Consider the following 8,783-nt stretch of genomic DNA (forward strand, 5'->3'; position numbering starts at 1 on the left):
CCTGACCGTCGGCGCCATCGCCCTGGCCCTGGTCTTCGGCCGCCTCGCCGAGCGCGACCCACGCACCGGCGGGCCCTACGTCTACGCCCGCGAGGCCTTCGGCGACTTCGCCGGCTTCCTCGCCGCCTGGGCGTACTGGATCACCACCTGGGTGTCGAACGCGGCGCTCGCCGTGGCCGCCGTCGGCTATCTCGACGTGCTCATCCCGGTGAACGGCGACCGCTGGACCGCGTGTCTGGCCGCGCTCGTCCTGCAGTGGCTGCCCGCACTCGCGAACTTCGCGGGCACCCGCTACGTGGGCGCCGTCCAGCTCGTCTCCACCGTGCTGAAGTTCGCGCCCCTGCTGCTCGTGGCGGTGGGCGGGCTGTTCTTCTTCGACCCGGACAACCTCGGGCCGTTCCATTCGGGCGGCGGCAGCCTGATCGGCGCGGTCTCCGCATGCGCCGCGATTCTCCTCTTCTCCTACCTGGGCGTGGAGTCCGCCGCCGTCAGCGCGGGAGAGGTCGATAACGCGCGGCGCAATGTGGGACGGGCCACCGTCATCGGCACCACGGGCGCGGCGCTCGTCTATCTGCTGGGCACGCTGTCCGTCTTCGGCACGGTGGCGCACGACCGACTGGTGAAGTCCACCGCGCCCTTCTCGGACGTCGTGAACGCCATGTTCGGCGGCACCTGGGGCGGCTGGGCCGTCGCACTCGCCGCGCTCGTGTCGATGACCGGCTGCCTCAACGGCTGGACGCTGCTGAGCGCCCAGACCCCGTACGCCGCGGCACAGGACGGCCTGTTCCCGGCGGCCTTCGCACGTCGGCGGCGCGGCGTGCCGACCGTCGGCGTGGGTGTCACCGTCGTCCTCGCCTCGCTGCTGACCGTCTACAACTTCGCATCGGGCTCGGGCAAGGTCTTCGAGGTGCTGGTCCTGGTCACCACGTTCACGGCGACCGTGCCGTATCTGCTGGCCACCGCCGCTCAGCTCTTCCACCTCGTGTCGGGGCGGCGCGAACGGGTCGACCGTGCGCGGCTGGTGCGGGACGCCGTGATCGCGGCGGTCGCGACCGCCTTCTCGATGTGGCTCGTCGCGGGCGCGGGCTATGCGGCGGTGTACCAGGGTGTGCTGTTCCTGTTCGCCGGCGTCATCGTGTACGCGGTGCTGGCGGCCCGGCGGCGCTCAACCGCCTGAGCCGGCGCCGTGCCGGTCCGCCCGAGCGGTGGCGGACCGGCACGGCCGGCGTCACCGCAGGCCCTCAAGGCCCCGGGCCGCCGGCGCCCGTCGCGTCAGCCGCCCAACGCCCCCAGGACCACCGTCTTGGCCTCCTCCTGGACCTGACGGAGGTGGTCGGGCCCCCGGAACGACTCCGCGTAGATCTTGTAGACGTCCTCGGTGCCCGAGGGCCGCGCGGCGAACCAGGCGTTCTCGGTGGTCACCTTGATGCCGCCGATCGATGCGCCGTTGCCCGGCGCTTCGGTGAGCACGGCGGTGACCGGTTCACCGGCGAGGGTGTCGGCGCTGACCTGGGCCGGGGACAGCTTGGCCAGACGCGCCTTCTCCTCGCGCGTCGCGGGTGCGTCGATGCGGGCATACGCGGGTTCACCGAAGCGCGCGGTGAGCGCGGCATAGTGCTGGGACGGCGTCTTGTCGGTGACGGCCGTGATCTCCGAGGCGAGCAGGGCCAGGATGATGCCGTCCTTGTCGGTGGTCCACACCGATCCGTCCCGGCGCAGGAAGGATGCGCCGGCGGACTCCTCGCCACCGAAGCCGAGCGATCCGTCCACCAGCCCGTCCACGAACCACTTGAAGCCCACGGGCACTTCCACCAGCCGTCGGCCGAGGTCGGCGGCGACCCGGTCGATCATGCCGGAGGACACCAGAGTCTTGCCGACGCCCGCGGCAGCGGGCCACTGGGGGCGGTGGGCGTACAAGTAGGCGATGGCGGCGGCGAGGTAGTGGTTGGGGTTCATCAGCCCGGCGTCCGGCGTGACGATGCCGTGCCGGTCGGCGTCCGCGTCATTGCCCGTCGCGATCCGGAAACGGTCGCGCTGCTCGATGAGCGACGCCATCGCGTACGGCGACGAGCAGTCCATACGGATCTTGCCGTCCCAGTCCAGCGTCATGAACCGCCATGTGGGGTCGGTGAGCGGATTGACCACCGTCAGGTCCAGCCGGTGCTGCTCCGCGATGCGCCCCCAGTAGGCCACGGACGCTCCGCCCAGCGGATCGGCTCCGATCCGCACCCCCGCGTCCCGGATCGCGTCGAGGTCCAGCACGCTCGGCAGATCGGAGACGTAGGTGCCGAGGAAGTCGTAGCGGCCGGTGCCGGGAGCGGCGAACGCCCGGCTGTACGGGATGCGTCGTACGTCTTTCAGGCCGGCCGTGATGATGTCGTTGGCCCGGTCCTGGATCCAGGAGGTCGTCTCGGAGCCCGCCGGACCGCCGCTCGGAGGGTTGTACTTGAAGCCGCCGTCGGAGGGCGGGTTGTGCGAGGGAGTGACGACCACGCCGTCGGCGAGACCCGAGGTGCGGCCCCGGTTGTGGGTCAGGATGGCGTGCGAGACCGCCGGGGTGGGGGTGTAGCCGTCCGCGGTGTCGATCAGCACCGTCACGTCGTTGGCCGCGAACACCTCGAGAGCGGTGACCTTCGCGGGCTCGGACAGGGCGTGCGTGTCCGCCCCCAGGAACAGGGGGCCGTCGATGCCCTGCCCCGCACGGAATTCGCAGATGGCCTGGCTGGTCGCGGCAATGTGGTCCTCGTTGAACGCCGCCGCCGTCGACGACCCGCGGTGTCCGGAAGTACCGAACGTCACGCGCTGCCCCGGATCCGCCGGGTCGGGGTGCAGTGCGTAGTACGCCGTCACCAGCCGGGCGACGTCGATCAGGTCCTCCGGTCCGGCCGGCCTGCCCGCTCGTTCATGCTCCATGGCACCCACTCCTCCACATCGACCGTGCGTCCGCTCGCGATCTCATCTTCCTTCCTACCAGGGAAGGCAGTGCAGGTTCCGGCCCGGTATGCCGAATAACCGACCCCTCGTGGTTCATGTACATGAACTGTGCTCACGTGGGTGTACTGAACAGGGCTGCCGTGCAAGACTCCTTCAACTCCCTTGTCATGCTGTCGAGTTCGAGAGGTGGGAGCCAGTGAGTGTTTCCCGACGTACCGCCCAGGCGACGGCGGCCGGCGCCGCGGCTGTGTACGCTTCCTCGGCACAACCCGCACAGGCCCTCGCCACCCGGACCCCGGCACAGACGGAGCGCACGCTCCGCGCGGCGGCCGACTACGCGGTGGACAAGGTCCGTTCCGTCGCGCCGGGTGTGAAGGCCTTCCCCGTCGGTACGAAGTTCGAGAAGTGGGTGTATTCGCAGAACGGAGACTGGGTCGGCGGGTTCTGGCCGGGAACGCTGTGGCTGGCGTGGCTCTACAGCGAGGACGATGCGTTCCGCACATGGGCGCTGGAGTCCGCACAAAGACTTGCTCCCCGGCAGTACGACACCAGCACCCACGACCTCGGTTTCCTGTTCTATCCGTCATGGGTCACCGCCTGGCGGCTGACCGGCGGTGAAGCGTGGCGGGCAGGAGCCGTACAGGCGGCCGACTCGCTGATCCAGCGCTACAACCCGCGCGGCCACTTCATCCGCGCCTGGGGGGCGTTGACCGATCCGAACAACGCGGGCCGCGTCATCATCGACACGATGATGAATCTGGACCTGCTGGCCTTCGCCGGCAGTCAGACCGGAGACGAGAAGTATCTGAACGTCGCCGTGGAGCACGCGAAAACCGTCCAGCGCACGTTCCTCCGCCCGGACGGCTCGATTCCGCACGTGTTCGACTTCGACCCGGACAGCGGTGCGCCGATCGGCCCCAACACCGTGCAGGGCTACAGCCCCACCTCGTGCTGGTCGCGCGGGCAGGCCTGGGGAGTGTACGGATTCACCACAATGAACCTTTCTCGGTAGCGTCTCGCGACTCTTCGTGATCTTCATGCTCAGGCGGTGCGGCCGTGTTCGAGTTGGAGCAGGACGAGGGCGGCCCGGGCGATGCGGGTGATGGCCGCCGGGTCGAGGCTGACTCGGCGCAGGGCTTTGAAGGTGACCTTCAGCAGGGCGTTGGCGCGTTCGGCGACGCCGTGCACGCCACGGATCACGGCGTTGAACGCCTTGTCGGGCTCGGTGAGTTCGCCGCCTTTGGGTTTCTTGACCGGGTGGCGCAGGCCTTCTCCGGCGTTCTCGTAGCCGAGGTCGGTCAGGGTGGGGATGCCCAGGGTGGCGGCGAGCCGGTTCAGGGCGTCGACCAAGCCGTGGGCGCGGGCACAGGTGGTGTCGTGCTCACGTCCCGGCCGCACTGGCGAGACCCACAACGGCCAGCCGTCCGGGGCGGAGATGACCTGCACGTTGCCGCCGTGGTGCCGGTGTTTGCCGGACCACCACAGATCCGCGCCGTTGGGGCCGGGCGCGGCGACGCGGTCGGTGCGCACCACAGTGCCGTCGAGGTTGAGGTGGGTGTGGCCGGCCGCGACGGCTCGCTCCAGCGCGGTGACCAGGTCCGGGGCGTGGTCGGACAGCACGGTGAGCCCTTCGTGCAGGTAGCGGTACGCGGTCGGGCCGGAGATGCCGTTGTCCCGGGCGAGTTGGGCCATGCGCGTGCCGTCAACGAACCAGCGCAGGACCAGGACGGCCTGCTTGAACGGGCTCAGTGCGCGGGTGCCCTTGCGGGTGCCGAGCCGCTCGCGGTGCTGCTGGAGGAGCCGGGCGAGGAACTGGGCGGTCTGCCTGCTGACGTCGAGCACGGCGGTGTAGGTGATATTGGAGGGCACGTGAAGCCTCTCGGCCGGAACTTGATCTTCGCAGACCTGTTCCTACCAGGGGCTTCACGCCTCTCCGCCCCCGGTCACCCCGCTGGTCATCACACTTCGCAGCCGACTCGTTGCCGAGAACATCTCAATGTACCGGCGGACCGCGAACCGGGAATTCCTTGCCACCGCACGGAAACTCGCGGACTTCGCGGTGGGAGCGCTGAGTGCGGACTACGTCCCCGTGTGGGACTACCGCGCGCCACAGCAGCCGTACGACGTCAAGGATGCCTCCGCCGGCGCGATCATGGCATGCGGTCTGCTCGACCTGTCCGAGGCCACCGGCAGCAACAAGTACCGTGAAGTGGCCCTGCGGGTGCTCACCGCGCTGTCGGAGACCTGCCTCACGCGGAACTCGTCGCGTGCCGACGCGGTCGTGGCCCGCTGCACCCGGAACCGGCCCGCCGAGGACGGGATCGAGATCTCGCTCCCCTACGCCGACTACTACCTGCTCGAAGGCATCCTGCGCGTCCTGCGGCCCCGGGACGTCGACCGGGCGATCGACCTCTCGGCACACTGACCGGCTCTCACCGCAGCGCGCGGGGCGGCAACCACCGCCATGTCCGGACGGACCGTCACAGCATGGTGCGCATGCGCGTGATCTCGCTCGTCTGCTGGGCGATCACGTCGTCCGCCATCTCCTCGATCCGGATGTTGTTGCCCTGCGCCTTCACATCGGTGGCCATGGTGATGGCCCCCTCATGATGGGTGATCATCAGCGTCAGGAAGAGCCGGTCGAAGGCCTCGCCCTGCGCCGCATGCAGTTTCCTCAACTGCGCCTCGGTCGCCATTCCCGGCATCGCCGCGTGCTCGTGCTCATGACCGCCGGCCTTCTTCGCCTCGCCGTACGTCTCGAGCCAGCCCTCCATCGCCTTGATCTCCGGCCCCTGGGCGGCCGCGATCCGCTCGGCGAGCCGTCTGACCTTCGCGGACTCGGCACGTTGCGGAGCCAGTCCGGTCATCTCCAGGGCCTGCGAGTGGTGCTCGATCATCATCCGCGCATAGGAGACGTCCGCGGAGTTGGGGGAGTCGTCCTCCGCACGCTGCCGGGCGGCCTCCTCCGCGGACAGGGTCCGGTTCTCCTCCCCGGGCGCGCCCGGCACGATCATCGAAGGGCCGTTGGCCGCGCTCGACTTCGCGTCGGGACCGGAGGCGCACCCCCCGAGTCCGAGCACGGCCACCGCGGACAGTCCGGCCGCGACGAGTGACGCACGACGCAAGAGCACAACAGCCTCCTGGCACAGACGAGTTGAAGGACACCTTGGGAGTTCCGGCTACCGTCCTAGCACGCTTCCGCGCATTACTGATCGGAAAACTTCATTGCAAGTACGTTGCCCTCTTTTGGTATGTGCATGGTGAAGACGATACTGCGGGATGGATGAACCGTTCCGAGACGAACGGAACAAGGGAGGAAACAGTGATCCTGTTACACAACCCCCGCACACGGCGCAGACGCCTGGGCGTTGCCGCGGTCGCCACCGGTCTGCTGACCGCTCTCCTCACCACCCCGGCCACCGCGATCCCCGACCCCGGGGACACTCCGGCCGCGCACCAGCAGGTCTCCAGGAGCGCGCAGGCCGAAGCGCGGGCGGCCATCGCGAACGGCGAGATCCCCGGCCAGGACGAGATCGTCCACTCTCCCAATGTCGAGCACCTCGCCAACATCCCCAAGGACGCGCTCGCCAACTTCAATTCGGACCTGGCCTTCCAGGGCAAGTACGCCTTCGCGGGCAACTACGACGGCTTCCGCATCTTCGACATCGGCAACCCGCGCTCACCGAAGACGGTCGCCCAGGTCATGTGCCCGGGTTCGCAGAACGACGTCTCCGTCTCCGGCGACCTGCTGTTCCTGTCCACCGACTCCTCGCGCAGCGACAGCAGTTGCAACAGCACCACGCAGCCGGCGACCGAGAAGTCCTCGTGGGAGGGCATGAAGGTCTTCGACATCAGCGACAAGAAGAACCCGAAGTACGTCGCCGCGGTCGAGACCGCCTGCGGGTCGCACACCCATACACTGGTGCCCGAGCGCAGAGACGTCTACATCTACGTCTCCTCGTACTCGCCCAGCGCCACCTACCCCGACTGCCAGCCGCCGCACGACGGCATCTCCGTCATCAAGGTGCCGCGCAACGCGCCCGAGAAGGCAGCGGTCGTCGACTTCCCGGTGCTGTTCCCCGGTGAGGGACCGGACGGTGGAGGCAACCCGGGCGCGCCCACCAACCCTGGCGTCTCGAAGACCACCGGCTGCCACGACATCACGGCCCTGCCCTCGAAGGACCTGGCCGCCGGCGCCTGCATGGGCGACGGCATCCTGCTGTCCATCAAGGACCCGGCGCACCCGAAGGTGATCGACCGGGTGCAGGACAACGTCAACTTCGCGTTCTGGCACTCGGCCACCTTCAACCAGAAGGCGAACAAGGTCGTCTTCACGGACGAGTTGGGCGGCGGCGGCGCGGCCACCTGCAACGCGGCGATCGGCCCGAACCGCGGGGCCGACGGCATCTACGACATCGTCGGCAAGGGCGAGAAGCGCAAGCTCGTCTTCCGCAGCTACTTCAAGATCCCCCGCCACCAGGCGGACACCGAGAACTGCGTGGCCCACAACGGCTCGCTGATCCCGGTCAAGGGCAGGGACCTCATGGTCCAGGCCTGGTACCAGGGCGGTGTTTCCGTCTGGGACTTCACCGACTCCGGCCGGCCCGAGGAGATCGGCTATTTCGAGCGCGGTCCGCTGGCCACCGACCACATGACGACCGGCGGTTCCTGGTCGGCGTACTACTACAACGGCTACATCTACTCGAACGACATCGCCAAGGGCTTCGACGTCCTGAAGATCAGCGACCGGCGCACGGACCCGGCCGGACGGGTCCATCTGCATGAGCTCAACGTGCAGACGCAGCCGGATTACTCCGACTGACGAGAGAAAGGGCGCATGGCACCGCTCGGGGTCCGGCTCCGGGCGGGGCCACTGAGCCACGCTGCGCCGGGCGCCGGGCGCCGGGGCCGGCCTCGACGCCCAACTCGGCGACAAGCACCGGCTCGCGAGGCGCACTTCGGATTCCCCCCGGGTTGGCAACTGTTGATTCGGTTGTAGGTCACAGTGGGCCATGGAGTCCTCCACATGAGCGAGAAGGGTGACGATTGGATCTCGGCGGGGAAGGCCGCGAAGCGGCTAGGGGTTTCCACGCGGACACTGCGCCGCTACACCCTCGAAGGCGTGTTGGAGGACCGGCGTTCGCCTGGCGGCCGGCGGATCTTCCGTATCGGTGACCTTGACGCGCTGTCGCGGCGGAGGGGGCATCCTGCGCTGCCGCTGGTGGGTGGGGTGGTCCTGTACGGGCGTGTGTCGTCGCATCGGCAGTGGGTCGAGGGGGACTTGGACCGGCAGATGGTTCGGCTGCGTGAGGCGGCCGGGAGCGGATCGTGGTCGGAGAGTTCACCGACGTTGCCTCGGGGCTGTCGGACACGCACAAGGGCCTGCGGCGTGCGCTGCGGGCCTGCCAGGCTGAGTCCGTGACGACGCTGCTCGTTACCCATGAGGAGCGGCTGGCCAGATTCGGCACCGCCATGCTGGCCGAGGTCGTACTCCCGTCGTGGGGCTGCCGGTTGGAGATCGCAGGGGGTGATGAGGGGTCGGACGAGACCGGCGACGGGGACCTGGTGCGGGACATGCTGGCCATCGTCACCTCCTTCTCCGGCCGGCTGTACGGCTCCAGGTCAGCGAAGGCCCGTGCGCTGACGAGGGCGGGCAAGTCGACTGTTGAGGAAGGCCATTTGTGGGCCAGTTGGCCATGTGTACTGTTTGGATGGGGAGTTGCGAGTTGAGGAAGGAGGCTTCCTTGCATCAGGACCGCGCAACGATCGAGGAAATCCGCAAGGCGCTCGGCGGCGACTGCGAGTGGGTTACTCGGCGGCTGCTCAAGCGGAAGGGAAAGCAGTTTCCT

At 68.7% G+C, this 8,783-nt stretch carries 9 protein-coding genes; 6 read left to right on the top strand and 3 right to left on the bottom strand.

Features of this window, described 5'->3' with window-relative positions; all coding sequences use genetic code 11:
- On the top strand, positions 1 to 1,177 hold a 1,177-nt coding region (locus tag ACWDA7_RS30900), incomplete at its 5' end, for an amino acid permease (protein ID WP_450608305.1).
- A gap of 95 nt (positions 1,178 to 1,272) precedes the next feature.
- On the opposite strand, the gene pgm is transcribed toward ACWDA7_RS30900, so the two are convergent.
- Positions 1,273 to 2,913: a phosphoglucomutase (alpha-D-glucose-1,6-bisphosphate-dependent) gene (gene pgm / locus ACWDA7_RS30905; RefSeq protein ID WP_450608307.1), complete on the bottom strand. Its 1,641-nt coding sequence runs from the start codon at positions 2,911 to 2,913 to the stop codon at positions 1,273 to 1,275.
- A 217-nt stretch (positions 2,914 to 3,130) separates the two neighbouring features.
- On the opposite strand from pgm, the gene ACWDA7_RS30910 reads away from it, so the two are divergent.
- Positions 3,131 to 3,946, top strand: a complete 816-nt coding sequence (locus tag ACWDA7_RS30910) for a hypothetical protein (protein WP_450608309.1) — start codon at positions 3,131 to 3,133, stop codon at positions 3,944 to 3,946.
- A 29-nt stretch (positions 3,947 to 3,975) separates the two neighbouring features.
- Here the strand turns inward: ACWDA7_RS30910 and ACWDA7_RS30915 are convergent, their stop codons facing one another.
- Positions 3,976 to 4,803, bottom strand: coding sequence for an HARBI1 family protein (locus tag ACWDA7_RS30915; protein ID WP_450608310.1), 828 nt, complete (start codon positions 4,801 to 4,803; stop codon positions 3,976 to 3,978).
- Positions 4,804 to 4,930: 127 nt separating this feature from the next.
- Here ACWDA7_RS30915 and ACWDA7_RS30920 point away from each other — a divergent pair, with 127 nt between their 5' ends.
- Complete coding sequence (locus tag ACWDA7_RS30920; protein WP_450608312.1) at positions 4,931 to 5,359, top strand: hypothetical protein; 429 nt, start codon at positions 4,931 to 4,933, stop codon at positions 5,357 to 5,359.
- A gap of 55 nt (positions 5,360 to 5,414) precedes the next feature.
- Here ACWDA7_RS30920 and ACWDA7_RS30925 read toward each other — a convergent pair whose 3' ends face one another.
- The gene (locus tag ACWDA7_RS30925) at positions 5,415 to 6,065 is read right to left on the bottom strand and encodes a DUF305 domain-containing protein (RefSeq protein ID WP_450608314.1); all 651 of its coding nucleotides are present in this window, start codon (positions 6,063 to 6,065) and stop codon (positions 5,415 to 5,417) included.
- Positions 6,066 to 6,256: 191 nt separating this feature from the next.
- On the opposite strand from ACWDA7_RS30925, the gene ACWDA7_RS30930 reads away from it, so the two are divergent.
- The 3 genes from ACWDA7_RS30930 to ACWDA7_RS30940 all read left to right on the top strand — a co-directional run bounded on the left by ACWDA7_RS30930 (position 6,257) and on the right by ACWDA7_RS30940 (position 8,664).
- Complete coding sequence (locus ACWDA7_RS30930; protein ID WP_450608316.1) at positions 6,257 to 7,756, top strand: LVIVD repeat-containing protein; 1,500 nt, start codon at positions 6,257 to 6,259, stop codon at positions 7,754 to 7,756.
- A 204-nt stretch (positions 7,757 to 7,960) separates the two neighbouring features.
- Positions 7,961 to 8,356: a MerR family DNA-binding transcriptional regulator gene (locus tag ACWDA7_RS30935; protein ID WP_450608318.1), complete on the top strand. Its 396-nt coding sequence runs from the start codon at positions 7,961 to 7,963 to the stop codon at positions 8,354 to 8,356.
- Complete coding sequence (locus tag ACWDA7_RS30940) at positions 8,263 to 8,664, top strand: recombinase family protein (RefSeq protein WP_450608319.1); 402 nt, start codon at positions 8,263 to 8,265, stop codon at positions 8,662 to 8,664. Before ACWDA7_RS30935 ends, ACWDA7_RS30940 begins: the two co-directional genes overlap by 94 nt.
- The last annotated feature ends 119 nt before the right edge of the window (positions 8,665 to 8,783 follow it).

The sequence above is a fragment of the Streptomyces sp. NPDC001156 genome, from assembly GCF_053598275.1.